Here is a 24181-nt window from a genome sequence, read left to right as displayed (position 1 = left end):
TTCTAAAAGGAGGTTAACGACTTGCGTGTAGATCCGAACAGTTTAGAACTGACAGAAAGAGTTGTACACATCAACCGTGTTGCAAAAGTTGTAAAAGGCGGACGCCGTTTCAGCTTTAGTGCACTTGTTGTTGTAGGCGACGGCAACGGCTACGTTGGTGCTGGTATCGGTAAAGCCGGCGAAGTTCCGGATGCCATCCGTAAAGGCATTGAAGACGCCAAGAAAAACCTGATCCACATTCCAATCGTAGGAACTTCGATTCCTCACCTGGTTACTGGACATTTCGGCGCAGGACGCGTTCTGCTGAAACCAGCATCCGAAGGTACCGGCGTTATCGCTGGTGGACCGGTTCGTGCGGTGCTTGAATTGGCAGGCGTTGGCGATATCTTGACAAAATCTTTGGGTTCTTCGAATTCCATGAACATGGTCAATGCTACTCTAGAGGGACTTTCCCGTCTGAAGCGCATTGAAGAGGTCGCGAAGCTTCGCGGCAAATCTGTCGAAGAATTACGCGGTTAAGGAGGGGAACGTCAATGGCTAAATTGCAAATTACCCTCGTACGCAGTGTAATTGGACGTCCAGAAACACAACGTGTTACTGTTAAGACGCTCGGCCTGCGCAAAACCAACTCGTCCGTGGTTCACAACGACACTCCTGCAATTCGCGGGATGATCAACAAAGTGAGCCACTTGCTGTCCGTAACTGAAATTGAAGGCTAATAAGCCTCGCATAAATTAACAAACATAAGGAGGTGCAAACGATGAAGTTACATGAACTTGCTCCAGCTCCTGGATCACGGAAAGAACGCAACCGCGTTGGTCGTGGACCAAGTAGCGGTAACGGTAAAACTTCGGGCCGTGGACACAAAGGTCAAAACTCCCGTTCCGGCGGTGGTGTACGTCCAGGCTTCGAGGGTGGACAAAACCCACTCTATCGTCGTCTGCCTAAACGTGGTTTCGTCAATCCTACCCGTAAAGAGTACGCGATTGTGAACCTGGAAGATCTGAATAGCTTTGCAGAAGGAACAGAAGTAACTCCTGAGCTTTTGCTTGAAACTGGTGTTGTCAGCAACACTAAGAGCGGCATCAAGATTCTCGGCAATGGTGAACTGGCTGTTAAATTGACTGTCAAAGCAAATAAGTTCTCTCAATCTGCGGTAGAGAAAATCGAAGCTGCCGGCGGTAAAACCGAGGTGATCTAATGTTCAAGACGCTTAAGAATATATGGCATGTTGAAGATTTGCGCAAAAAGATCCTGTTTACCCTGTTCGTTCTGATCATTTACCGCATCGGTTCGTTTGTACCGGTTCCCGGTGTGAACAAAGAAGTACTGGAATCAACAAATCAGGGCGGAGACGCTTTGATGGGTCTTTTGAACACCTTCTCGGGCGGAGCGCTCAAAAACTTCTCGATTTTTGCGATCAGCATTTACCCGTATATCACAGCATCCATCATTGTTCAATTGCTTTCGATGGATGTTGTCCCTAAGTTTGCCGAATGGGCTAAGCAAGGGGAACACGGGAAAAAGCAGCTGGCGCAAATTACGCGTTACGGCACAGTAGTGCTAGGTTTGATCCAAGCGTTTGCCACATCTATCGGGTTTAACCGGATTTATGGCACTGAGATGATTCCAAATGCAACCTTTGCGGATTACCTGCTTATTGCGATCATATTGACGGCGGGTACATCGTTCTTGATGTGGTTAGGTGAGCAGATCACTGAAAAGGGTATAGGAAACGGGATTTCGATCCTGATTTTTGCGGGAATCGTCGCCGCCTTTCCGGGATATATCACCACTACGGCGCAATCAAGCTTCATTCAGCCGGGTCAGATGTTCCTGAATATTCTTAAAGTCGTTATTGTACTGATCGTGGTTGTTGCGATTATTGTCGGGGTGATCTTTGTTCAACAAGGTATCCGTAAAATCCCTGTACAATATGCCAAGCGCGTAGTCGGTAACAAAATGTACGGTGGACAGAATACGCACATTCCGCTTAAAATTAATGCGGCTGGTGTAATTCCTGTTATCTTCGCCGTTTCACTGCTTCAATTCCCGGTCGTTTTATCGAGCTTCTGGTCCACCCACGCTTGGGCTAAATGGGTCTCGGCCAATCTGGATCATACCAAGCCGCTCGGCATGCTGCTGTATGTAGTCATGATCATCGGATTCACGTTCTTCTATACGTTTGTCCAGATGAACCCGCAGCAAATGGCTGACAATATGAAAAAGAATGGCGGATACATTCCAGGTATACGTCCAGGTAAGGCTACTGAGAAATATCTGACTAGAGTTATGTCGCGTCTGACCATGTCCGGTGCGCTCTTCCTGTCATTAATCTCTGTACTGCCAGTATTATTTGGATCGTTGTCCGGGTTACCGAAGCAAGTGCAGATTGGTGGTACGGCACTGCTTATCGTTATCGGTGTTGCACTGGATACCATGAAGCAGATCGAGAGCCAATTGATCAAACGCCATTACAAAGGCTTCATCAATAAATAGGCGATAGGTTCCGGAGAAGTACCTAAGGCTTTAGACTTCCCGGTACCTATTGTGCTGTTTCTTGCTTGGTGGCGAACTTTCGGGGGGAGAAGAGAATCGTGAACATTTTATTCATGGGCCCTCCTGGGGCAGGCAAGGGAACACAAGCCGCTGTTGTTGTAAAAGAGTTGGGTATTCCTCATATTTCGACTGGTGATGCATTCCGCTTGGCTATTAAGCAAGGCACACCGGTTGGACTTAAGGCCAAATCTTATATTGATCAAGGGTTGCTTGTACCTGATGATGTGACTATTGGAATCGTCGAAGAACGGCTGCAGCAGTCCGATTGCGAAAAAGGTTTTTTATTGGATGGCTTTCCAAGAACCCTTTCGCAAGCGGAAGCGCTGGGAGAAATCCTCAGCCGGCTTGGAACTTCACTGGATCACGTTGTCAACTTGAATGTGGACCGCGGACTGCTGATGGCGCGTCTTACCGGACGCCGGATCTGCTCAGTATGCGGAACATCCTACCATTTAATTTTCAACCCGCCGAAGCAAGAAGGCGTCTGCGACATTGATGGCGGAGAATTGCATCAGCGTCCGGATGACAACGAAGAAAGTGTAGGCAAGCGTCTGGATGAGTACGATAACAAGACAGCGCCGCTGCTTGCATTTTATGACGATAAAGGTCTTGTGCGTCAGGTCAACGGAGAAAACGAAATCAATGTCGTTTCTTCTGAAATCGTATCTATGCTGCGGGGTTAATGTAATGATCATTTGCAAATCCGAACAGGAACTTGTCTTTATGAGGGAAGCTGGTCGAATTGTTGCCGAGAGTCACCGTCTTATTGCTGAAGCTATCCAGCCAGGCATTACTACCGGTGAGCTCGACAGAATCGCCGATGGGTACATTCGCAGTCAGGGTGCTGTGCCGTCTTTCAAAGGCTACAACGGTTTTCCTGCCAGCATTTGCGCTTCAGTCAACGAACAATTGGTGCACGGATTTCCAGGGAAACGCAAACTGGTAGAAGGCGACATCGTTACGCTGGATATCGGTGCAGAGTACCGTGGTTATCACGGTGATTCCGCCTGGACATACGGGGTGGGCAGCATCTCCGAAGAGGCTCAGCGTCTGCTGGACGTCACGGAAGGCTCCCTGTACGCTGGACTGGCGTTAGTCAAACCGGATGTGCGCTTGTTTACAATCTCCCATGCCATTCAGTCATACATTGAAGACGCCGGATTCTCCGTTGTCCGCGAGTATGTTGGTCATGGCATTGGGGCAGAACTGCATGAAGAACCGCAAATTCCGAACTATGGCATAGCGGACCGCGGACCACGTCTGAAGCCGGGTATGGTACTCGCCATTGAGCCGATGGTTAACGCTGGAGAACGTTATGTCAGAACGCTGGATGATAACTGGACGGTCGTTACGGTAGACGGTTCACTGTGCGCTCACTTCGAGCATACAGTAGCAGTTACACCGGACGGCATGGAAATTTTCACAAAACTGAATGCGTAGGTGATCTTCACGTGAATACTGGGAGCAGCCCGCAGGTTGGTCAAATCGTGAGAATTCTCAAAGGCAAGGATGCCGGAGAGGCTGCCGTTGTTATCGCAGTTGTGGATAGCAGATTTGTATATATTGCTGATGGGGACAAACGTAAGTTTGACAGCCCAAAGAAGAAGAATATTCAGCATTTGGAGCTCATACCCTTCATCAGCAGTGAGATTGTAGACAGTTTGGAAGAAACCGGCCGGGTCACCAACGGAAAGCTGCGGTTTGCAGTGATGAAGTATGGCCAGCCCGCTGGAAAAAGTGCTAATGAGAAAGGAGACTAACTGTGGCTAAGGAAGACGTCATTGAGGTAGAAGGAACGGTTATTGAGCCGTTGCCTAACGCAACTTTTAAGGTTGAGCTTGAGAACGGTCATCAAATACTTGCCCATGTGTCCGGGAAATTGCGGATGCACTTTATCCGTATCCTAACCGGAGACAAAGTGGTCGTGCAGTTATCGCCTTATGATTTATCAAAAGGCCGTATAACTTACCGTAAATAGATGGGAACTACAACAAAAGTTTTGCTTCGCAAAACTTTGAGGAGGTAATTAACATGAAGGTAAGACCTTCTGTAAAGCCCATTTGCGAAAAATGCAAAGTCATCCGCCGCAAAGGGACTGTTATGGTAATTTGCGAAAATCCGAAACACAAACAAAAACAAGGTTAAGAAGGGGGTGTAGCGTAAAATGGCTCGTATAGCTGGAGTGGATTTGCCACGTGATAAGCGCGTTGAGATCGCCTTGACTTATATTTTCGGAATCGGTAAAACGACTTCCCAGAAAATTCTTAATGAAACAGGCATTGACGTTAACACACGTGTCCGTGATTTGACGGAAGATGAAGTCAGCAAACTGCGTGAAACGATCGACAAAGAGGTTAAGGTTGAAGGTGACCTTCGTCGTGAAATTTCCTTGAATATTAAGCGTCTTACTGAGATCGGCTGTTACCGCGGTGTTCGTCACCGTCGTGGATTGCCTGTTCGCGGTCAACGTACCAAAACCAATGCTCGTACCCGTAAAGGCCCGCGTCGTACTGTAGCAAACAAAAAGAAATAAGAAGAGGTGATAAGAGACAATGGCTAAACCGAAAAAAGTCGTACGTACGAAACGTCGCGACCGGAAAAATATCGAGTCTGGCGTGGCACATATCCGTTCCACGTTCAATAACACTATCGTTACGATCACGGATCCCCACGGAAATGCAATTTCCTGGGCAAGCTCCGGCGGTCAAGGATTCAAAGGTTCCCGTAAATCGACTCCATTTGCAGCGCAAATGGCAGCCGAAACAGCTGCTAAGGCAGCTATGGAACACGGCATGAAGTCCGTTGAAGTTATGGTTAAAGGACCGGGCGCGGGCCGCGAAGCAGCCATCCGTTCCCTTCAGGCCGCTGGTCTTGAAGTAAACCTCATTAAAGACGTTACTCCAGTTCCTCACAATGGATGCCGTCCGCCGAAGCGTCGCCGCGTTTAGTACAATCAGAATTGTGATTGTGGTATAATTCTGACGCATCTGCTAATAATAGGTGTTTAGGCATACTACATGATACACCTGATGGGGTGACTGTTTCATATAGGAGCGACGTTTGAAGGAGGGGTACACTCGTGATAGAAATCGAAAAGCCGAAGATTGAGACCGTAGAAGCCAATGATGATGGGACCTATGGGAAATTCGTAGTTGAACCGCTGGAACGTGGATATGGCACGACTCTGGGGAACTCGCTTCGCCGGATCCTGCTTTCCTCCCTTCCGGGAGCCGCAGTGACTTCGGTCCAAATTGACGGCGTTCTGCATGAGTTCTCGACCGTTCCCGGCGTAATGGAAGATGTGACGGAAATCATCCTGAACCTAAAAGCTCTGTCTCTGAAGATTCATTCGGATGAAGAGAAAGTGTTCGAGATTGATGCTGAAGGAGAAGGCATCGTTACCGCGGGTGATATCCGTGCGGACAGCGATGTTGAGATCCTGAACCCGGATCTTCATATTGCAACGCTGGGACCTGGCGCGAGACTGCACATGCGCATTTTTGCAGGCCGTGGTCGCGGCTACGTCCAAGCGGACCGGAACAAACGCGACGATCAGCCAATTGGTGTAATTCCAGTTGACTCTATCTACACTCCTATTTCACGTGTGAATTACGGTATTGATAATACCCGTGTTGGTCAAGTGACTAACTACGACAAGTTGACGCTGGAAATTTGGACAGATGGCAGTATCCGACCGGAAGAAGCCGTTAGCCTTGGAGCCAAAATTTTGAACGAGCACCTCGTTCTGTTCGTAGGTCTTACGGATGAAGCGAAAGACGCCGAAATTATGGTTGAAAAAGAAGAAGACAAAAAAGAAAAAGTACTTGAGATGACGATCGAGGAGCTTGATCTTTCTGTCCGTTCCTACAACTGCCTCAAACGTGCCGGTATTAATACCGTGCAAGAGCTGACTACGAAAACTGAAGAAGATATGATGAAGGTTCGTAACCTGGGCCGCAAATCTTTGGAAGAGGTTCAAGAGAAGCTTGAGGAACTTGGTTTGGGACTTCGTACAGAAGAATAGGACCCCGGAGTTCTTGAGACTTGAGTGAAGGAGGGAAAACAAATGGCATACCAAAAATTGGGCCGTGATTCCAGCGCGCGTAAAGCTTTGTTCCGCGATATGGTAACGGATCTGTTCCTATACGAACGTATTCAGACAACAGAAGCCAAAGCGAAGGAAGTTCGTTCCATCGCTGAGAAACTGATCACTAAAGCGAAAAAGGGCGATCTTCATGCTCGCCGTCAAGTAGCTGCATTTGTTCGTCGTGAGACTGTAGATGGTGAACAAGATGCAATCCAAAAATTGTTCTCTGACATTGCTCCACGTTACACAGAGCGTCCAGGCGGATACACTCGTATCCTGAAGCTGGGACCTCGCCGTGGCGATGCTGCGCCTATGGTTTATCTTGAACTGGTAGACCGCGCGTAGTTTCACAAGCCATGATTTCCGGATGTACGCTTTACGTATTTAACGTTATTGTACTGCAGGGCATAGTACCCTGCCGTGCAAATAACCGCGGGAATCACCTTGTATAGAGTAGAAGGAGCTCCCGCCGGGGCTCTTTTTTTTGAGAATAAATTAAGTATATGGACCAACAGGAGAATGAAATGCGCAATCTATTGATGAAAGTCAATTATGACGGTACCCACTATGATGGCTTTCAGACCCAGCCTCAGGGCAATACGATTCAGGACAAGCTGGAGCATGCTATTCAGCATCTGACCGGTGAGACGCTCAAAATCACGGGCTCAGGACGGACTGATGCAGGGGTGCATGCTTATGGCCAACCTTTTAACTTCATAACCTCCTCACAGATTCCGCTGGAGCGCTGGTGTCTGGCGCTGAATGCCAGGCTGCCGCAGGATATCGTGGTTACTGAGGCTGCTGAGGTTCCGCTCTCGTTCCACTCCCGTAGAGGGGCGAAGCGTAAAACCTACCGGTACACGATTAACGGCAACCGGTTCCCGGACCCGTTCCAGCGGCGCTGGCAGCATCATCATCCGATGAAGCTGAACGTTCCTGCGATGGAGCTGGGGCTAAGCGCGCTGCTGGGTACCCATGATTACACCTCGTTTGCGTCCAGGAAGTCTACCAAGACTTCGCATGTGCGGACCATTTATGAGGCTTATCTTGAAGTAGACCGCAGCATGTGCCGCCCGGGCTCTCCTGACCAGGGAGTGATCCATACCTATATTACAGGCAGTGGCTTTTTGCAGCATATGGTACGCATTATTATGGGCACGCTGATGCAGGTGGGGCAAGGTAAAATCAGCGCAGATAGAATGCCTGTCATTCTTGCGGCTTGTGATCGTGCAGCGGCCGGACCTACGGCTGTGTCTAAGGGGCTGGCACTCTGGAGTGTGGAATATGACGAGATAGACGACTAAACGGCCGATACTATATTTTTTATGAAAATAAGTACTGATTGTTTAAAAATCGCTTGCGCTTGTCATGTTTATACTGTAATATAAAAGTTGTGTTTTCTTGATGGCTATCCCACAGCCCCGATCAAGGAAATGCCAACAAATAAGTTTTTTAACTCACTAAATTGTAATTCAATCGCGAAACAAGATATACGAAACAGATGATTTTCGTACGAGAACAAGGAGGAAACATTCATGCGTACCACCTACATGGCGAAGCCGAACGAAGTTGAACGCAATTGGCACATCATTGATGCCGAAGGCAAAACACTTGGCCGTTTGGCAAGCGAAGCCGCTGCCCTGATCCGCGGCAAACACAAACCGCAATTCACTCCACACGTTGATACTGGTGATTTCGTAATTGTTATCAACGCTGAGAAGATTCACCTCACAGGTAAGAAAATGCAAAATAAGAAATACTACCGTCACTCGATGCACCCAGGTGGCTTGAAAGTTACCGTTGCGGAAGAACTGCTCAAGACCAAACCTGAACGTATGATTGAATTCGCAGTTCATGGTATGATTCCTAAGACTCGTCAAGGTAATCACATGAAGCTGAGACTCAAAGTATATGCAGGCGCTGAACATCCACATGCAGCACAAAAACCTGAAGTTTACGAACTTCGCGGATAAGAATAAAGGAGGACAGTTTCATGGCACAAGTACAATACTATGGGACAGGTCGTCGTAAACATTCGGTAGCACGTGTTCGCCTTGTACCGGGTGAAGGACGCATTGTCATTAACAAACGTGAGATGGACGAATATTTCGGTGTTGAAACACTGAAGATGATCGTAAGACAACCTTTGAACCTGACTGAAACTCTGGGCAGCTACGATGTAATCGTGCTTGCACATGGTGGCGGCATTTCCGGTCAAGCTGGCGCAATCCGTCACGGGATCTCCCGTGCATTGCTCAAAGTAGACCCTGAATATCGCGGTACGCTGAAGAAAGCCGGCTTCCTGACACGTGACCCACGTATGAAGGAACGTAAGAAATACGGCCTCAAAGCTGCTCGTCGCGCTCCTCAGTTCTCGAAACGTTAAGAATCCCTTGTTATCAAGGAATGGAAGCTCCTGGCCTTTATGGCTGGGAGCTTTTTTTATGTTCTTTTGGTCGGTTAGCTCAGTGATCTGCGGCTTTTTGATTTACATCGGAGGAGCGGCCAGGTTTTGCAGTAGCAGATTATTATATTTAGCCGCATGTTTTTGCTCATCCAGAATGATGCCATACAAAGTGTCCTTGGAGATTCCGTAGGGAAGCCCGAACCAGATCTTCCGATATTTCTACACGGCCGATAACTTCCCCTGGAAGGCTTGCTGCAGGCCCGCCGTATGCGAAGTAACAGGGCCTGGAGCCTCACTGCTGATCCCTGTCACCTCCTGCCCGGTTAAGTTCTTGTACATCTGCCCAGGGTGTGATGGAGAAGCAGGGGAGAAACTGTTTATATCTGCTCACAAAAATCTTCGCACCGTACTCTGATCCGCTTCAAAGATCTGTTCAACATCTCTCATTTGGAGTACAAAGTTTCGTTTGGATGAACCATACCGGTGTACAAGCTGGTGAAGCTGTAAGGTAAGCTGTCCATCGAAGCAGATCAGATCTCCCCTTGCGGCTGGCGCAAGTTCGAAATTCCTCAGGGCATCCAGCTCAATTTCTTGAAACCTCTCCTCTAAAGGAATCCTCCATTCAGTTCGTGTTGATAACGTGTGTTGATCAAGACAGACAATAAGCTGATCGGGGCCATCCAAAGTGCTGTGAGGATCATAATAGGCAAAGACTGCTGGTTGATCCGAAGCTTGGCACCATTCCTCTTCAGCTTGATAAAAGGCATACGGATGCTCTTTTCTCCTCTTAGGCCACATTTCTCCTTCATACTCCCGACGTAAGATTTGATCAAACCGGATTTTGGCCATACCTATGGGTACACCAAAGAGCTCTGAAATCTGCTGAACTGCAATAGAATATTCATCGGATAAACTGTACGTTTGGAGCATAAAAAAGGGCATCGTGGCATAAAGAACGAATTTCTCGGCATCCTCCTCCTGCGCTTTGATGAAGGGGACAGGCATTACCGTCTGATTGCCAGCGTGTCTCAGGATGTGGCATAGCTCATGCAGAAAATCAAACCGCTGCTTCATAGGAGAATTCCGATTATCCAGAAGTATATAACGTACACCTAATGAGGACTCATAGGCACGGCTTGTCATCGGCGCATAATTAACAAGCACATCTAACTCCTCTGAAAGCTTAGAAATCGTGATGTCCTCTGGTTGCAGAATCGAATGTGTTATGTAGAGGTCCTCCACGAAATGCTCCAAATGTGTTTTTGTATAATGAATAAACATAATAAACCTCCGAAAAAGAATGTATGTTCGTATATATGGATATGCGGAATCAGCCCGTTGGCTGAAACCACGATTTGTTCTACTTTTTAATTGGTGTCTGAAGAATCGGCTTTTTTCTTTTCTTGGTCTTTGATGAATTGCCAGAAGGTTAACATTTCGCGTTTACGCTCCTCGGGTGCATCCAGATAATCCTTGAAAAATAGCCCATGCTCCGGATTGTTTAAAAAAGCTTCAAACTCAGACAGCTCAGATAATGATGAAGACGAAGTGTCTTCTGCGCCTCCATTGGCCAGACGGTCCATTTCTTCGGTAGTGATCCCTAAAGCACGGCAAACCTTAAGAACATTATCAACAGAAGCTCCTCCAACACCCCGCATTAGTATGGACCTCAGCGTAGTATAAGGAATTCCTGCCTTCTCTGAAAAAGCCTTGGTGTTCAGGCCGGTTTCCTCAATTAATCGCTTTAAGACTTCAGCCCGTTGCACACGCAGTCCTCCTCATAATAACCGATATACGCTACTTCGTATTATCTTCTTTTATTTTAAGGAGATTGAAGGCAAAAGTAAATATGCATTTTCGTATTATATAGGATCATAAAGCTTGACATAATGCGAAATTGAGCATAACATAAATAAAAAATACGAAATTGAGTATCGATTAGCATAATTTTTATGAGAGAGGGTAATCAACATGAGCATGATTGAGCAGGAGTTTAGGATATTACTCAATTCTGATTACGGTCTAGGAATGCTTCCGGAATACCAAAAATCATTAAAAGGTGTAGAACAATTGTACAAAGGTGCGGATGCAGATGATAAGAAGGTAATCGCCGGAATGGTCAGTGACTGCAAATATGTGATTGAGTGGCTGAGCAGCGGACGCCGGCCGGGGAACAAGCGGGGAATTGAACGGCGTGCGGGTTACGAGCGGGAAATTCTTTTAGAGCCCATTCGTATGCAAAATTTCACTGGCCGTTTCAAGGCAGTCCCTTCAGAGGGCATATCGGAGGATCAGCGCTTTCAACTGGAACAGGTTCTCGGGCTGTTAAGCAGAAGGGAGCGGGAGTGCTATATGCTGGCTAACGGCGAAGGATTCTCGCATGTTGCTATTGCTGGAATGCTCATGATTTCGGCAGGCAGCGTAAGTGAGTACATCCAGCGGGCACAAAAAAAGATCAGCTCTGTAATGGAGGAGTATAGGTCCCTTATCTGACAAAGTGAGCTTTTTTATAAATAAAAAACTGGGTTTGTCTAGTGAAAGCCCCTAATAAATAGAAGGGAGGTTAACCAACGTAAATAAGGAGGGCGACAGTGACCATTACATTATTAATTTTGGCCATTCAAAAGTTTCTGCAAAAGGAGTTGGCTGATGATACGCAGCCCGTTCCCCCAGTTCAGCTGGGATATCTTCCAACGAATACAAGCGTAAACTCGGTCTATCCAGTAATCATGATTAGGCCTGCAGAGGGTGAGGGAGATTCAGGTCACGGGCAAATTCAAATTAAACTTCAATTTGGAACTTCCTCCGAAGATGATACCGGCTTAATTGTTCTGATTAATCTGATGGAGCGGGTACGTATCCTGCTATTGCGCCAGAGAGTTCTTGAACAGAAATTCAGTTTGGACGCCAGTTGGACATGGAAGCTTGACGAAGAGCACCCTTCAGCAGTGTGGAGGGGCGAACTTACAACAACCTGGGCATTGCCCCAAATTCGACAGGAGGTAGTATTGTGAATTCTATTGAAAATGAAGACCAGCAACAAACTCAGCGGGAGCCGATCCGGATTTATCTGGGGCCTAACCTGCGTGGCGGCCAACTGCTGCAATCCACCGTATTCCGTTCAGGTATTCCATCTTATTTAACGCCGTTAATGGCTGAACAGCCGGATGTGGCGGAACTGATTGTACCTGTTGATGAAATGACGGAAGTGCAGGAGCGCATCCTTCAAGCGGGTACCGCTGAATATACAGTCTATCAAAGGCTTCTAGGGAAGGGGAACTAATCAATGGCATTTAAACATGGTGTAAGCATTATTGAACAATCAACTTCGGTTCTGGCTCCGGCAAAAGCAACAAGCGGTATTCCTTTTGCAGTAGGTACGGCTCCGCTCCATCTGGCGACGAAGGCTGTACCCGTTAATACTCCCGTGCTTGTGAATAACTACGCGGAAGCCGTTGCGGCTCTAGGATATAGTGAAGACTGGTCAAAATACACGCTGAGTGAGTTAGTATATTCTCATTTTGCCTTGTACGAGAGAGCTCCCATGATCCTGGTCAATGTGCTTGACCCGGCTGTCCATAAGACAACGGTTGCCCCTGCGGCGATGACGGTCAGTAATCGGCTGGCGACCGTACAAGCCGAAGGCGTGTTGCTGTCAACGCTGGTTGTTAAATCTTCAGATGGCGCTTCTACTTATGTGTCCGGTACGGATTACACGGCTGCTTTTGATGAGAATGGACATGTACTGATTACTACGAAGTCTTCTGGGGCTATTGCAGCCAATGCAGATCAGCTATCCGTCGGATATGACAAACTGAATGCCGGTGCTGTAGAAGCTGAGGATATCATTGGAGGCGTAACCGCTTCGGGTGAATACACTGGTTTTGAACTGGTTCATCAAGCTTACCCGCGTTTCGGGATCCTTCCGGATCTGCTGCTGGCCCCGGGCTGGTCGCATTTACCTGCGGTTGCTGCAGTGATGAAGGCGAAGGCCGGAAATATTAACGGGAATTTCAAAGCGATTGCCCTGACGGATATTGATCCATCCCGATCTTATACAGAGGCCGGTACTTGGAAAGCTAACAATAGCTACACGGGTGCTCTGCAAGTTGCTGCTTACCCGATGCTGACGCTTGGGGATAAAAAATATCATTTCTCCACTCAGCTTGCCGGCCTTATTGCTGCGGCGGATGCCGATAATGGCGGTATCCCTTTTGTATCGCCTTCTAATAAGCCTCTACAGGCGGATGGCACTGCACTATCCGATGGGACAAGCCAATTCCTCGGAATTGATCAGGCCAGCTTCCTGAACAGTACAGGCATTGTAACTGCACTTAACCTGGGAACGAGCGGCTGGAAAAGCTGGGGAAATAACACCGCTGCTTATCCGGGTGTAACCGATCCTAAAGACAGCTTTATTCCGGTCCGCCGGATGTTCAACTGGATTGGCAACAGTCTGATTCTGACTTACATGCAGAAGGTGGATGACCCAATGAACAAACGGCTGGTAGCTGCGGTTACGGATTCAGTCAATATCTGGCTGAACGGACTGACAGCATCGGGGGCTCTGTTGGGCGGTCGGGTAGAATTCAATGAATCCGAGAATCCGGTGACAGATCTGATGGCCGGTAAAATTACATTCCATCTGCATCTTACGCCGCCTGGACCGGCACAGGAGATTTCCTTCCTGCTTGAATACGACACAACATACTTGGCTGCGCTGGTAGCGTAGAAGGAGGAGCAATAATGCCAAACAGATCAGAACGGGTTATTGATTATTCAGTGTACTTGAATGCCGCCGATTACTTGGGAACAGCAACCGCGACCTTGCCGGAAATTACTTACCTGGTAGATACCATCAAAGGGGGCGGGATTGCCGGAGAAATGGCGGCGCCTTCTCCAGGGTATACGGGAGCGATGAGTCTGGCGCTTAAATGGCGCACGATCGAGAAGGCAGCAGCCTCTCTACTGGCACCGAAGGTCCACACGTTGGATCTGCGTGCTTCCATTCAGACGTTCGATACCGCGACAAGTGAATACCGCGAGGTGCCGTTTAAGGTTACTGTCCGGGCGAGACCGCTCGGCTTGACACTCGGTAATCTGGAGACCGGAGCAGCAATGGATACTACCAACAACTTCTCGGTTAACTATTTGAAGGTCACCCTGGATGGTGTCCAGGTACTGGAAATTGATAAGTATAACTACATTCATAAAGTATACGAAGTGGATTACCTTGCGGCTACTAAACAGAATCTTGGTCTATAAGGAGAGAGCACGATGGGAACAAAAGAATTGGAGGAGACCGGAGCGGAAGTATACACTTTCGCCCGGCCCGTCAACTTTGAGGGCGATACGTTTGAAAGCCTGAGTATTGATTTTGACAAGTTAACCGGCGAGGACATTCTCACCTGTGACCGGCAGTATCAGATGGAATCTGCCCGTCAATCCGGCGGGGAATTGATTAAAGAGACCAATAAAGCCTATCAGGCTTATATTGTGGCCAGGGCTGCTGGTGTTCATGTGGGGCTGATTAAAGCTCTGCCAGCTAAGGATTTCACAAAACTGACCTTACAGGCACAAAGTTTTTTGCTGCTGTAGGCTGCGGAGACGGCGATGGGATCAAAGACATCGCCGTCTCTTTGGCCATGCTTACCCATACTCCAATTCCCTATTTTCTCAGCTTGCCTGTTGAGGAACTGGGGGATTGGGCAGAGCGGGTGGCGAGAATTAAAGGAGGGAGGTAACTTATGGCAGGTTCAGGTTCAGGGAGTCCAAGCAGCATCAGTGAGCTCATTGTCCGGCTGAATGTATTGGTGAATCCCAATGTTCCCCGCTCTGTCGAGGAAGTGGAACAGCAAATTAAGGATTTGGAAGATGTGCTTAAGGGGCTGGCCAGGGCAGGCTACTTCGATCAACTGCGCGGAGATGCTGAGGATGCTGGTGACGAAGCCGAACAGCTCGGTGACAAACTTAAGGCTGCTTTCGAAAAAGTGGATTTCTCCATGCTGACTAAAGCGGTTGAACCCCTAAAAGAGGTATGGACCGCTGTGAACGATTCTGCCGGGGCAATGGCGCAGCTTCAGGCATCAACCGGATTAACCGCTGCTGAAATGAGCGGAATGAAAGAGATCTCCGATAGCCTGTACAGTCAGAATTACGGTAAAAACTTCGAAGATATCGGTGAGGCGGTTGGAACGGTACAGCAAGTTCTGGGCCAAACCGGAGATGAACTGGAGAAGACCACCCAGACGGCTATGACGTATCGCGATGTTTTTAAGGGGGATATATCAGACTCTGTACAAGCCGTTGATGCGATGATGCAAAAGTTCGGCATCTCTTCAGAGCAGGCCTATAATCTGATGGCTCAAGGTGCGCAGAAGGGGATGAATACGTCCGGCGGGCTTCTAAGTACCGTAGAGAAGTACAGCGCTGACTTCAAAAGAATGGGCTATTCTGCTGACGAGATGTTTGAGTTGTTGAGCTCTGGCATGGACAATGGGGGGGATTCCCTTGAAGGTCTTGCCGGGGTTGTGAAGAAATTCAGCTCAACAGTGAAAGAGGGCTCAGATTCCACAAAGGCCGCCGTCTATGAGCTGTTTGCACCTGAGCAGCTGAACCAATTCAGTGCTGCACTTGTAAGCGGCGGAACGAAGTCGAAGGAATTCGGCGAATTGGTGAAAGTGGCCGGGAAGAATGGAGCTGTTGCCCTGGTCAAGGATTTGAAGGCGGGCGGAGACTCGGCGAGCAAGGCCATGCTTCAACTGCGCAAGACAATGGGTAGCGGGGATGAAATCTTCAAAGGGCTGGCAGACGGGTCTATGACCGGTAAGGATGCCATGAATCAGGTGATTGGCAAATTAAAAGCAATTAAAGATCCGGTTCATCAAGCGGCCCTTGCCAGCGCTATATTCGGGGCTCAGTTTGAGGAAATCGGAAATAAAGCGGTGTTGTCGCTGGGCCAGACGCGGCATCAGTTTGATATGACCCGGCAAACGATGGATGAAGTGTCTGCGATTAAGGACAATACGCTAACCGAGCAATTTTCAGCCATAGGGCGGGAGTTGATGTCCGGTCTTGTGGTTCCTCTGGGAGAGAGCGTGATGCCGGCGCTTCAGGGGCTGACTAGCTGGGCGTCAGACAACAAAGAAGTGCTGATGGTCATCGGTCTCGCCGTTCCTGCTGCGATGCTGGCCACAAAAACAGTGAAGATTGTTCAGGAGTTCTCCACGATCATTAAGGCGGCCAGCGCGGCCAGCGGAGCGGCTGGAGGATTTGCAGGTGCACTGGGATTGCTGACGAATCCCGTAGGTCTCGCTGTTGCCGGTGTGGGGCTGGTCACAGCCGGGGTCATCGCCTTCAAAAAGCATCAGGAGGATGCGCGCCAGGAGCTTTTGAATATGGGAGGTACACTGGAAGAATCCTATGCTAATTATTCAGGGATTGAAGAAGCCAGTACCAAAACTCAAGGCTTGATTACCGAATATGACCGGTTGGCGAGGAAAATTAAGGATGTCAAAACCCCCGCTGCAGAATTGGCAGAAGCCAGACGAAAACAGAAGGATGTAGAGCAAAAGTTAATTGATATGAATCCGGGTATTCTGTCTGCTGAAGATTTGAAAAGTGGAAGATTTAGCGATCAGCTTGGGCTTGTCGGTAATCTGGCGAAAGCCCGTGAGGAGATAGGCAGACGAGAGTTAGAGCATGATGCACTTTCAGCACAGGCGAAATTGCCTGACTTGGAGGATGAATATACAGCATCGACCGAAAAACTCGCCAAGCAGAACGCTGAATATGAGACTAATAAGGTTAAATTTCAAGATTATCGTGAGTACGTGAATCAGCTTGATGAGATTTGGGCTGGACAGGGGAATGAGCAGCAAAAGCAAGTACAGATAGATGAAGTGCTGGGAAAAATAAATAAAGCCCAAAACACAGAATACTATGGAAAAGGCGCTACAACTATTGAGTGGATCAGAGAAGATTATGAAAAGTACAGGACATCCTTCGATGACCAAAACGCTAAAATCAAAGAAACCGAGGGTGACATAAACAAAGCAGAAAATAGCATGTTAACTTATTACAATTCCCAAAAAAAATTAATTGAGCTTAATCTCGGCGGAACCTTGGAAGAACAAGTAACAAAGTACAAGGATATGTCCGTTGTTCAAAAAGAACAGATTGATCAAGCAATATATAAAGTGGGAAATCTCACCAGTGAACTGGACAAAGTACCTGCCGAAAAGATGGTTAATATTATGGTCTTATGGCAGCAAACCGGACAGATTCCAAACTGGAAACTTACGGACGAAGAGTGGGGCGAAGTTCACAAGTCCATTAAAACTGATGGTACGCCCAATTCGCGTACTAAAGCTGGTCGAAAAGCGAATTACTTGGCGCAACATGATCCGGGTTTTGAAGGTTACGCTGAAGGCGGTATCGCATATGTTCCCTCTATTTTTGGTGAGGCTGGCCCCGAAATCGCCATTCCCTTGAACCGCAAGCCCCGGTCGAGGTCTTTGCTTGAGAAGGCAAATGATTTAATGGGATATAATAATAATTCCGTTAACAATGGGGATATTCATGTAACCTGGGCGCCTAGTGTAACCCTTCAGGGGGGCGATAAATCTGTAGCTGAACAGGTACGGGAGGCTTTAAGGCAGACAGAGGACGGATTCGAACGCCGGTTCAAGTCGATGCTGCTGCAACAGAGGCGGGTGAGCTTCCAATGATCTATAGAACGGTACAAGGCGATATGTGGGATGGGATTGCTTTTAAAATCTATGGAGATGCCCGTTACCTGACGCTGCTCCTGAATGCTAATCCGGCACATGCTGCTGTTAGTGTATTCTCAGGCAATATTGTACTGAATGTACCGGAGCTGCCCTCAGACATATCCAGTTCACTGCCTCCCTGGCGAAGGGAGTGAAGCACGTGGAACTTATGCAGGACGCACGCAGAGCGGTACTGGAACTGCGCTATAACGGAAAGGACGTTACGCAGGATATCACTAAATCGCTGACAGATTTTCAGTATAATGATGCTGCTTCAGGTTCATTAGATGATCTTACAGTCACGCTTGAGGATAGGGAGCGCAATTGGCAGGGGCCTTGGTCTCCGGTTGAAGGCGATCAATTGGTTGCTGCGATCCGGACGGTCAACTGGGACAAGCCGGGTGAAATCAAGAAGCTGCCGCTGGGCACCTTTGAGGTAGACAGTATTGATTTTAGCGGTCCTCCCGACACGATCTCGATTAAGGCGGTCTCGCTTCCCGTGACCTCCGAGGTTCGGATGCAGCGAAGCTCGCGCAGCTGGGAGAAAACCAATCTGAAAACAGTAGCCGCCCAAGTGGCCAAACGCGCGAAGCTCAAATTAATCTACGAGGCACAGGACAACCCCTCTTATGATCGGCTGGAGCAGTCGGAGGTGTCGGACTTGGCCTTTTTGATGAACACAGCCACACAAGAAGGTATCGCGATAAAAGTCTCTTCTGGAAGCCTGGTGCTTTTTGATGAACAGGAATATGAACAAAAGGCAGCGGTGGCCACGATCGTGCGGGGGGAGACCAATGTGACGGATTACAGCTTCGCTTACAATACGGCCTATGCAGCTTTTCGGGCATGTACAGTGACGTATACTCCTCCACAGGGCAAAGAGTCCTTGAAGGCCACGTATACCCCTCAAGGCGCGCCTAAGAGCGGTCCAGTTCTTAAGATTAACGAACAGGTCGACTCACAGGCAGATGCGATGCGGCTGGCCCGTAAAAGGCTCCGGGAAAAGAATAAAGAGGGCGGCAAAGGTACTCTCTCGCTTATGGGAGATCTAAGGATGGCTGCGGGACTCACGATTAATATCAAAGGCTGGAAGCGGTTTGACGGCAAATACATTATTGAATCGGCAAGACACTCAATTGGAAGCAGCGGATATACAACCAGTCTGGACATTCGTAAAGTATTGGGGTGGTGAAAGGTGATACTTATTGGCAGAGTATCCACAGCTAATCCGGCAGCCGGAAGTGTCAGGGTTACTTTTGCAGACCGTGATGATATGGTTTCCGGTGAATTACCGGTTCTAACACCGGGCGGCTGGGGAAAAGGCAATGCAGTACCGTTGCCGGGAGAGCGTGTGCTGTGCGCTTTTTTGGATAATTCACGTTCCGCTGGCATCTGTTTGGGAAGCTACTATGCAGATGATAGTCAGCCTTCCGGCACCCAGGATCAGCGTGGGGTATGGTTCGAGGATGGCAGCTATGTCTATTATGACCGAACAGCCCAGAAGCTGAATGTTAAGGCAACCGGCGGGGTGTGGATCGAAGGAGACTTGACGGTTACCGGTAAGCTGTCTGCCAGCTCAGTTCATGATGGAGGAGGCAGAACCGGATGAGTAATAAGGATAGCAAAGAGCAGAAGCAAGATTACAAAATGAATAAGATTGGTAGTCTGGGACCAGTAGTGTTTGTCGTCGCTGAAGGTGCAATCCGTACTATAGATGAATTCAAGCGCAGCAGCTCCAGCCGTTGGGCCCAGCATGATATTATCGGCAAGAAGCCCAAGAAGGAATTTCTGGGACCGGGAGCAGATTCAGTTTCATTCTCGGTTCATTTCTCGGCGGCGCTTGGCCTTAATCCGCGCAAAGAGCTTGACAGGCTTACCGAGCTGGACCGTGCCGGCAAAGCGATGCCGTTAATCATAGGACGCAAAAATGTGGGGGTTGGGCTATGGGTGATCAGCAGTCTGTCGCAGGATTGGAACAGGCTGGATAGCATCGGCAATGTGCTGGACGCACAGGTCACGATCTCGCTTGAGGAGTATGTGAAATGATGTATACCGTAGATATGACTCAGCCCGCACTGATTGATTTTAGCCCGGCAACGGTAGAAGAGGAAGTTGCTCAGAATATAAGGATGATCCTTGCTACTCCGCTTGGCAGCGCACCATTAGCCCGGGGGATTGGCCTGGACTACTCCATTATTGATGAACCGGCATACATTGCTGAATCCCGCCTGACGGCAGCAATCATTACAGCCATAACGGAGCAGGAGCCGCGCGCAATAGTGGCCGATGTTTCTTTTCATAAGAATATAGAAGAACAGCTTACAGGCAGCTTGGCCGTTGTATTGAAATATAGCCTGGCAGAGGAGGAGTAGGAATTGGAATATGCTGAATTACCGGATATCCGCTTTTCGGAGGAGGATGCAGCAGCCATACAGCAAAATGTAATCACTGTATATGAAGGCCTTGCCGGACGCACTCTACAGCCTGCCGATCCGGTGCGGCTTTTTTTGTCTTCGCTCGCAGCGGTGATTATCCAGCAGAAGGTGTTGATCAATCAGACAGCCAAAGGAAATCTACTGCGGTATGCCTCCGGAACGTTGTTGGATCACATGGGGGCTTTTCAAGGATCGAAGCGGTTAGAGGCATCGGCGGCAATCGTTACGCTTGAGTTTGCTTTGTCCATTCCGCTGGCTTCAGCGACCCCGATACCGGCAGGGACACGCGTCGGAGTACAGGGAGGGAAGGGCACGATTTATTTTATAACCATGGAGTACTTAGAGATTCCTCCGGGAGAGACTGCGGGAATGATCAAGGCAAAATGCTCCGAATCGGGGACAACAGGGAACGGGTTCTTGCCCGGGCAGATTAATGTTCAAATGGACCCGCTGCCTTTTGTCCAGTCGGTAACGAATCTGACCACCAGCTCTGGCGGCGCTGCTGCTGAGACGGATGAAGCCTTCAAGGAACGTATCCGCCATGCGCCGGAATCGTACTCAACGGCCGGGCCTCAGGGAGCATATGAATTCTGGGCCAAATCCGCTTCCTCGGCAATTAAGGATGTTCATGCCTTCTCTCCGGCGCCCGGGCGTGTAACCGTGGTTCCGTTACTGGCAGAGGGGGAGATTCCAAACGAGGATGTCCTGAATTCTATTGCTGAGACTTTGGAAGACCGGGGAATCCGGCCGCTGACCGATCTGGTAACTGTGAGTGCGCCGCAGCCTGTCAGTTATAATACTGCGCTGACCTATTATATTAGCCGCAGCCGGGCTGCTGAGGTTCCGGGTATCCAGGCGGCAGTATCGGGAGCTGTTGCTGCTTATCAGCTATGGCAGCGCTCCAAGCTTGGCCGGGATATCAACCCGTCAGAGCTAATATCCCGTGTTATGGCTGCTGGGGCACTAAGGGTGACGGTAACAGAGCCCGTGTATAAAACCATATCCGCAACCCAAGTGGCTTTGGCCGGCGCAACGGCACTGACTTACGGGGGGCTGGCAGATGATTAATATCCAGACTTTAAGCCTGATCGATCTGCTGCCGCTTCCTATTCGTAAGGACCCTGCCATGGCTGCGGCTGCGGCTGCGTTAGATATACAGTTGCAAGAGACAAGCGCTATGATCGCCGGTCTGAATATATTCGGCCGATCAGCTGAATGGACGGATGCGGAAACGGATGAACTGGCCTGGCAATTCAAGCCGCCGTATTATGATCCGGCTCTGCCTGTGGAACAGAAGCGGCTGCTGATTCAAAATGCAATTCCTTTTCACAGACACAAAGGGACTGCCAGTGCAGTAGAAGATTTGATCGCCATCCTGTTTGGGCAGGGAGCAGTCGAAGAATGGTGGCAATATGGGGGAGAACCTTATCATTTCCGGGTCGTCACCAATAATGCCGATGTGACTGCTGTACGGGCGCAGGAGTTCATTGCCGCCGTGGATGCGGTCAAGAGGCTGTCAGCTGTGCTGGACAGCGTCACCATATCACAAGCGGAGCAACTGCCCTTGTACTTCGGCGGCTTTTTACATTTCGGGGAACACATTACGATTTAGGGAGGGAAGCATATGGCAGTATTTGGAGGCATGACATTAACGAATAAAGGTCTTGTGCTGCAGGGGAAGGCCCAAGCGGGGGGCAAGTTGAATTATACCCGCATTGCTGTAGGCGACGGTTCACTTACAGGACAAGCTGTTCCGGCGATGAATGGACTGATTTCGCAAAAAATCAATTTGCCGATTACACGAATAACTACACAGCCGCCTAATAAGGCGATTATTGGTTCGGTGCTGCGGAACGCGGATGTCTCTACAGGATTTTACTGGCGGGAGGTAGGTGTCTTTGCGCAAGACCCGGATGCCGGGGAAATTCTCTACGCCTACGCTAATGCCGGAGTAACCGCAGACTATATTCCGCCAGGCGGCGGATCAGACATTATCGAGAAAACGTTCGATTGTGTCGTAGTGATAGGCACAGCCGCTAATATTACCGCAGTCATTGATGAGTCGCTTGTTTTTGCCAAAAAATCTGAACTGGACGCAGTGGGTGCTGCCAAAGTAGATAAGGTTTCGGGCAAGGGGCTGTCTGCTAATGACTACACCACAGTCGAAAAGAATAAGCTGGCCGGGGTCACTGCGGGAGCAGGCGGGGCAGGCTCTGCCACGGACGCGGTTATTGGGAGCCGGACGATATCAGATACTACAGCACCAACAGGAGACAGTGGCACCGTTACCAATCTTCTGGGTTGGCTGGCGAACACGGTCAAATCCATTACAGGTAAGTCTTCCTGGCGGACTGCACCGGCCACAACACTGGAGGCGGCTAAAGCGCATGCGGATGATGCTACCCGGCATCTTACGGCGGCGGAGCGTACCGCATGGAACGCCAAAGAGACAACAGCGGGAGCGCAGGAGAAGGTGGATGCGGTGAAGGTTGCAGCTGCAACGGATGCAACCACGAAAGCGAATGCTGCTCAGGCAGCGGCTGCGACCGATGCAACTGCCAAAGCTAATACCGTGCAGGCCAATGTAACGAGCCATACGGGTAATACAACAGTTCATATCACCGCAGCAGAGAGGACGACATGGAACGCCAAGGCATCTACGACAGCGGCTACGATCAATACGCCGGGGCTGATGGCTGCAGCAGATAAGGCGAAGCTGGACGGAGTGGCCGCCGGGGCTAATAACTACACACATCCGGCTGCACATCCGCCGTCTATCATTGTGCAAGATGCGAATAACCGATTTGTTACTGATGCAGAAAAAACAACTTGGACATCCAAAGAAACACCCGAAGGGGCCCAAGCAAAAGTGAATGCTCATTCAAGTATTATGAGTGCTCATGGCGCTACAGCAACCGCAACGCCTAACCGTATGCTAATACGGGATGGAGCTGGGCGGGCACAGGTTGCAGTTCCAGCAATGGTAAACGATATAGCAACAAAAGGTTATGTTGACGATAACACAGGGGGGAGTGCCCGTACAGCAACGCTAATTGTGGCTGCTAGCAACAGTACGCAGGAAGGTAAAGACGGAGCGGACTTCGTTTGTTCCGGGGAAAATGATCAAATCTCGATCAATGCAGCTATTGCGGCGTTGCCTGCGAATGGGGGGGGGATTACTCTTCTAGAGGGTTCTTATAATATAACTTCTCCGGTAAAGATAAATAAAAACAATGTCTCTATTCGCGGAAACGGAAGTGGAACGGAATTAAAACGAGTATGGGTAGAGAAATATTTTGACGGAATGTTAATTGTCGCTGCTAATGGATGTACTATAGAAAATTTACAGATTAACGGTATGGCTGGTATGGTTCAAGGCAGTTACACCGGAATCTTTTTATCCAATCACAATATGTCGGAGGAAGGAGATGCCAAAAGAACGATAGTAAGGGGGAACTTTCTTGTTAATAATGGCCGAGGGATACACACTATAGACAATTACTATCAAAGCGGCGCGGGTACAAATATTATCTCAAATAATATTTGTACTGGAAATGGTTATGGAATTTCTATAACAGGTTCTTGTATGGTAATTTCAAATAATATTTGTCAAAACAACAATATAGGCATAGCCATTGAATATTCAAATGGACAAATAAATGAGGGGAATCTTATTATCGGCAACGATTGTCGAGAAAATGCTACAGGAATATTAGTGAGCCGAGGCTCTAATCTTATTATCGGGAATAATTGCGGCAAGTTCTGGGCTTGGCCAAAAAAGGGATATGGGGCCAACGAATATACTATAAGGGTAACAAGTGAAGATAATCTGATTACATCAAATATCTGTGAAGGTAAAGATGTAGTGGATGAAGGTACAGATAATATGATTACTAACAATAAATTTTTTGGGGGGTGAATT

At 48.7% G+C, this 24181-nt stretch carries 33 protein-coding genes; 31 read left to right on the top strand and 2 right to left on the bottom strand.

Going from position 1 to position 24181, the window contains the following annotated elements; all coding sequences use genetic code 11:
- The first annotated feature begins 21 nt into the window (after positions 1–21).
- From rpsE to rpsI, 16 genes are all read left to right on the top strand, one after another.
- Positions 22–519: a 30S ribosomal protein S5 gene (rpsE, locus tag MKY86_RS27745; RefSeq protein WP_036652980.1), complete on the top strand. Its 498-nt coding sequence runs from the start codon at positions 22–24 to the stop codon at positions 517–519.
- A gap of 14 nt (positions 520–533) precedes the next feature.
- On the top strand, positions 534–719 hold the full coding sequence (gene rpmD, locus MKY86_RS27740) for a 50S ribosomal protein L30 (RefSeq protein WP_019908243.1): 186 nt from the start codon (positions 534–536) through the stop codon (positions 717–719).
- Positions 720–760: 41 nt separating this feature from the next.
- The gene (gene rplO, locus MKY86_RS27735) at positions 761–1201 is read left to right on the top strand and encodes a 50S ribosomal protein L15 (protein ID WP_036692409.1); all 441 of its coding nucleotides are present in this window, start codon (positions 761–763) and stop codon (positions 1199–1201) included.
- Positions 1201–2499 (top strand): preprotein translocase subunit SecY, encoded by a 1299-nt coding sequence (gene secY, locus MKY86_RS27730; protein WP_036721825.1) that lies wholly within the window; start codon positions 1201–1203, stop codon positions 2497–2499. Before rplO ends, secY begins: the two co-directional genes overlap by 1 nt.
- Positions 2500–2597: 98 nt before the next feature.
- Complete coding sequence (locus tag MKY86_RS27725; RefSeq protein ID WP_076081739.1) at positions 2598–3242, top strand: adenylate kinase; 645 nt, start codon at positions 2598–2600, stop codon at positions 3240–3242.
- A 4-nt stretch (positions 3243–3246) separates the two neighbouring features.
- Positions 3247–3999, top strand: coding sequence for a type I methionyl aminopeptidase (gene map / locus MKY86_RS27720; protein WP_036721822.1), 753 nt, complete (start codon positions 3247–3249; stop codon positions 3997–3999).
- Between the two features lie 11 nt (positions 4000–4010).
- Positions 4011–4319 carry a KOW domain-containing RNA-binding protein gene (locus MKY86_RS27715; RefSeq protein ID WP_036721819.1) on the top strand — a complete coding sequence of 103 codons (309 nt, stop codon included), beginning with the start codon at positions 4011–4013 and terminating at the stop codon, positions 4317–4319.
- Positions 4320–4321: 2 nt separating this feature from the next.
- Complete coding sequence (infA, locus tag MKY86_RS27710) at positions 4322–4537, top strand: translation initiation factor IF-1 (RefSeq protein WP_018753971.1); 216 nt, start codon at positions 4322–4324, stop codon at positions 4535–4537.
- A 53-nt stretch (positions 4538–4590) separates the two neighbouring features.
- Positions 4591–4704: a 50S ribosomal protein L36 gene (rpmJ, locus tag MKY86_RS27705; protein ID WP_003322638.1), complete on the top strand. Its 114-nt coding sequence runs from the start codon at positions 4591–4593 to the stop codon at positions 4702–4704.
- A 19-nt stretch (positions 4705–4723) separates the two neighbouring features.
- Entirely contained in the window at positions 4724–5092 is a 369-nt protein-coding gene (gene rpsM / locus MKY86_RS27700) for a 30S ribosomal protein S13 (protein WP_036721817.1), read from the top strand.
- Between the two features lie 19 nt (positions 5093–5111).
- Positions 5112–5507: a 30S ribosomal protein S11 gene (rpsK, locus tag MKY86_RS27695; protein ID WP_020427052.1), complete on the top strand. Its 396-nt coding sequence runs from the start codon at positions 5112–5114 to the stop codon at positions 5505–5507.
- Positions 5508–5638: 131 nt separating this feature from the next.
- On the top strand, positions 5639–6583 hold the full coding sequence (locus MKY86_RS27690; protein WP_036692422.1) for a DNA-directed RNA polymerase subunit alpha: 945 nt from the start codon (positions 5639–5641) through the stop codon (positions 6581–6583).
- 42 nt (positions 6584–6625) lie between these two features.
- A complete protein-coding gene (gene rplQ, locus MKY86_RS27685; RefSeq protein ID WP_019908254.1) occupies positions 6626–6991 on the top strand; it encodes a 50S ribosomal protein L17 in 366 nt (121 codons plus the stop codon).
- Between the two features lie 179 nt (positions 6992–7170).
- The gene (truA, locus tag MKY86_RS27680; RefSeq protein ID WP_036721814.1) at positions 7171–7950 is read left to right on the top strand and encodes a tRNA pseudouridine(38-40) synthase TruA; all 780 of its coding nucleotides are present in this window, start codon (positions 7171–7173) and stop codon (positions 7948–7950) included.
- A gap of 231 nt (positions 7951–8181) precedes the next feature.
- Entirely contained in the window at positions 8182–8619 is a 438-nt protein-coding gene (gene rplM / locus MKY86_RS27675; protein ID WP_036721811.1) for a 50S ribosomal protein L13, read from the top strand.
- 20 nt (positions 8620–8639) lie between these two features.
- Positions 8640–9032 carry a 30S ribosomal protein S9 gene (gene rpsI, locus MKY86_RS27670; protein WP_036692433.1) on the top strand — a complete coding sequence of 131 codons (393 nt, stop codon included), beginning with the start codon at positions 8640–8642 and terminating at the stop codon, positions 9030–9032.
- Between the two features lie 408 nt (positions 9033–9440).
- Here the strand turns inward: rpsI and MKY86_RS27665 are convergent, their stop codons facing one another.
- Positions 9441–10334 carry an ImmA/IrrE family metallo-endopeptidase gene (locus MKY86_RS27665; protein ID WP_076081740.1) on the bottom strand — a complete coding sequence of 298 codons (894 nt, stop codon included), beginning with the start codon at positions 10332–10334 and terminating at the stop codon, positions 9441–9443.
- Positions 10335–10420: 86 nt separating this feature from the next.
- Positions 10421–10819 (bottom strand): helix-turn-helix domain-containing protein, encoded by a 399-nt coding sequence (locus tag MKY86_RS27660; protein WP_076081741.1) that lies wholly within the window; start codon positions 10817–10819, stop codon positions 10421–10423.
- Between the two features lie 205 nt (positions 10820–11024).
- On the opposite strand from MKY86_RS27660, the gene MKY86_RS27655 reads away from it, so the two are divergent.
- The 15 genes from MKY86_RS27655 (at position 11025) to MKY86_RS27585 (ending at position 24178) form a co-directional block, all read left to right on the top strand.
- Entirely contained in the window at positions 11025–11546 is a 522-nt protein-coding gene (locus tag MKY86_RS27655) for a sigma factor-like helix-turn-helix DNA-binding protein (protein WP_340827612.1), read from the top strand.
- Between the two features lie 98 nt (positions 11547–11644).
- Complete coding sequence (locus tag MKY86_RS27650; protein ID WP_076081742.1) at positions 11645–12067, top strand: hypothetical protein; 423 nt, start codon at positions 11645–11647, stop codon at positions 12065–12067.
- The gene (locus tag MKY86_RS27645) at positions 12064–12336 is read left to right on the top strand and encodes a hypothetical protein (protein ID WP_076081743.1); all 273 of its coding nucleotides are present in this window, start codon (positions 12064–12066) and stop codon (positions 12334–12336) included. Before MKY86_RS27650 ends, MKY86_RS27645 begins: the two co-directional genes overlap by 4 nt.
- A gap of 3 nt (positions 12337–12339) precedes the next feature.
- Positions 12340–13785, top strand: coding sequence for a phage tail sheath family protein (locus MKY86_RS27640; protein ID WP_076081744.1), 1446 nt, complete (start codon positions 12340–12342; stop codon positions 13783–13785).
- A 14-nt stretch (positions 13786–13799) separates the two neighbouring features.
- Complete coding sequence (locus MKY86_RS27635) at positions 13800–14318, top strand: phage major tail tube protein (protein WP_076081745.1); 519 nt, start codon at positions 13800–13802, stop codon at positions 14316–14318.
- A gap of 12 nt (positions 14319–14330) precedes the next feature.
- Positions 14331–14651 (top strand): phage tail assembly protein, encoded by a 321-nt coding sequence (locus tag MKY86_RS27630; RefSeq protein WP_051477757.1) that lies wholly within the window; start codon positions 14331–14333, stop codon positions 14649–14651.
- Positions 14652–14800: 149 nt separating this feature from the next.
- Positions 14801–17782 carry a phage tail tape measure protein gene (locus MKY86_RS27625; RefSeq protein WP_076081746.1) on the top strand — a complete coding sequence of 994 codons (2982 nt, stop codon included), beginning with the start codon at positions 14801–14803 and terminating at the stop codon, positions 17780–17782.
- Positions 17779–17979 (top strand): tail protein X, encoded by a 201-nt coding sequence (locus tag MKY86_RS27620; protein ID WP_076081747.1) that lies wholly within the window; start codon positions 17779–17781, stop codon positions 17977–17979. The genes MKY86_RS27625 and MKY86_RS27620 overlap by 4 nt, the downstream gene beginning before the upstream one ends.
- A 14-nt stretch (positions 17980–17993) precedes the next feature.
- Positions 17994–19016, top strand: coding sequence for a phage late control D family protein (locus MKY86_RS27615; RefSeq protein ID WP_076081761.1), 1023 nt, complete (start codon positions 17994–17996; stop codon positions 19014–19016).
- A gap of 3 nt (positions 19017–19019) precedes the next feature.
- Entirely contained in the window at positions 19020–19433 is a 414-nt protein-coding gene (locus MKY86_RS27610; RefSeq protein ID WP_076081748.1) for a phage baseplate assembly protein V, read from the top strand.
- On the top strand, positions 19430–19870 hold the full coding sequence (locus tag MKY86_RS27605) for a phage tail protein (RefSeq protein ID WP_340827611.1): 441 nt from the start codon (positions 19430–19432) through the stop codon (positions 19868–19870). The genes MKY86_RS27610 and MKY86_RS27605 overlap by 4 nt, the downstream gene beginning before the upstream one ends.
- Positions 19867–20196 carry a GPW/gp25 family protein gene (locus tag MKY86_RS27600; RefSeq protein WP_076081749.1) on the top strand — a complete coding sequence of 110 codons (330 nt, stop codon included), beginning with the start codon at positions 19867–19869 and terminating at the stop codon, positions 20194–20196. Before MKY86_RS27605 ends, MKY86_RS27600 begins: the two co-directional genes overlap by 4 nt.
- A gap of 3 nt (positions 20197–20199) precedes the next feature.
- Entirely contained in the window at positions 20200–21327 is a 1128-nt protein-coding gene (locus MKY86_RS27595; RefSeq protein WP_076081750.1) for a baseplate assembly protein, read from the top strand.
- Positions 21320–21871 (top strand): phage tail protein I, encoded by a 552-nt coding sequence (locus tag MKY86_RS27590; RefSeq protein ID WP_076081751.1) that lies wholly within the window; start codon positions 21320–21322, stop codon positions 21869–21871. The genes MKY86_RS27595 and MKY86_RS27590 overlap by 8 nt, the downstream gene beginning before the upstream one ends.
- Positions 21872–21883: 12 nt before the next feature.
- Positions 21884–24178 (top strand): phage tail-collar fiber domain-containing protein, encoded by a 2295-nt coding sequence (locus MKY86_RS27585; RefSeq protein ID WP_076081752.1) that lies wholly within the window; start codon positions 21884–21886, stop codon positions 24176–24178.
- Positions 24179–24181 lie beyond the last annotated feature (3 nt).

It is taken from the genome of Paenibacillus sp. FSL R7-0333 (genome assembly GCF_038000365.1).
Lineage (GTDB): Bacteria > Bacillota > Bacilli > Paenibacillales > Paenibacillaceae > Paenibacillus_AQ > Paenibacillus_AQ silagei.
Note: the sequence above shows the minus strand (reverse complement) of the source record. Positions and strands in the feature narration are given on the sequence as shown.

What these genes read in the sequence shown, in the direction of transcription:
- rpmD (WP_019908243.1), top strand. Translation starts at nt 534, where the DNA reads ATGGCTAAATTGCAAATTACCCTCGTACGCAGTGTAATTGGACGTCCA.
- rplO (WP_036692409.1), top strand. Translation starts at nt 761, where the DNA reads ATGAAGTTACATGAACTTGCTCCAGCTCCTGGATCACGGAAAGAACGC.
- secY (WP_036721825.1), top strand. Translation starts at nt 1,201, where the DNA reads ATGTTCAAGACGCTTAAGAATATATGGCATGTTGAAGATTTGCGCAAA.
- map (WP_036721822.1), top strand. Translation starts at nt 3,247, where the DNA reads ATGATCATTTGCAAATCCGAACAGGAACTTGTCTTTATGAGGGAAGCT.
- rpmJ (WP_003322638.1), top strand. Translation starts at nt 4,591, where the DNA reads ATGAAGGTAAGACCTTCTGTAAAGCCCATTTGCGAAAAATGCAAAGTC.
- rpsM (WP_036721817.1), top strand. Translation starts at nt 4,724, where the DNA reads ATGGCTCGTATAGCTGGAGTGGATTTGCCACGTGATAAGCGCGTTGAG.
- rpsK (WP_020427052.1), top strand. Translation starts at nt 5,112, where the DNA reads ATGGCTAAACCGAAAAAAGTCGTACGTACGAAACGTCGCGACCGGAAA.
- rplQ (WP_019908254.1), top strand. Translation starts at nt 6,626, where the DNA reads ATGGCATACCAAAAATTGGGCCGTGATTCCAGCGCGCGTAAAGCTTTG.
- truA (WP_036721814.1), top strand. Translation starts at nt 7,171, where the DNA reads ATGCGCAATCTATTGATGAAAGTCAATTATGACGGTACCCACTATGAT.
- rplM (WP_036721811.1), top strand. Translation starts at nt 8,182, where the DNA reads ATGCGTACCACCTACATGGCGAAGCCGAACGAAGTTGAACGCAATTGG.
- rpsI (WP_036692433.1), top strand. Translation starts at nt 8,640, where the DNA reads ATGGCACAAGTACAATACTATGGGACAGGTCGTCGTAAACATTCGGTA.
- MKY86_RS27665 (WP_076081740.1), bottom strand. Translation starts at nt 10,334, where the DNA reads ATGTTTATTCATTATACAAAAACACATTTGGAGCATTTCGTGGAGGAC.
- MKY86_RS27655 (WP_340827612.1), top strand. Translation starts at nt 11,025, where the DNA reads ATGAGCATGATTGAGCAGGAGTTTAGGATATTACTCAATTCTGATTAC.
- MKY86_RS27640 (WP_076081744.1), top strand. Translation starts at nt 12,340, where the DNA reads ATGGCATTTAAACATGGTGTAAGCATTATTGAACAATCAACTTCGGTT.
- MKY86_RS27635 (WP_076081745.1), top strand. Translation starts at nt 13,800, where the DNA reads ATGCCAAACAGATCAGAACGGGTTATTGATTATTCAGTGTACTTGAAT.
- MKY86_RS27630 (WP_051477757.1), top strand. Translation starts at nt 14,331, where the DNA reads ATGGGAACAAAAGAATTGGAGGAGACCGGAGCGGAAGTATACACTTTC.
- MKY86_RS27625 (WP_076081746.1), top strand. Translation starts at nt 14,801, where the DNA reads ATGGCAGGTTCAGGTTCAGGGAGTCCAAGCAGCATCAGTGAGCTCATT.
- MKY86_RS27620 (WP_076081747.1), top strand. Translation starts at nt 17,779, where the DNA reads ATGATCTATAGAACGGTACAAGGCGATATGTGGGATGGGATTGCTTTT.
- MKY86_RS27615 (WP_076081761.1), top strand. Translation starts at nt 17,994, where the DNA reads ATGCAGGACGCACGCAGAGCGGTACTGGAACTGCGCTATAACGGAAAG.
- MKY86_RS27605 (WP_340827611.1), top strand. Translation starts at nt 19,430, where the DNA reads ATGAGTAATAAGGATAGCAAAGAGCAGAAGCAAGATTACAAAATGAAT.
- MKY86_RS27600 (WP_076081749.1), top strand. Translation starts at nt 19,867, where the DNA reads ATGATGTATACCGTAGATATGACTCAGCCCGCACTGATTGATTTTAGC.
- MKY86_RS27590 (WP_076081751.1), top strand. Translation starts at nt 21,320, where the DNA reads ATGATTAATATCCAGACTTTAAGCCTGATCGATCTGCTGCCGCTTCCT.
- MKY86_RS27585 (WP_076081752.1), top strand. Translation starts at nt 21,884, where the DNA reads ATGGCAGTATTTGGAGGCATGACATTAACGAATAAAGGTCTTGTGCTG.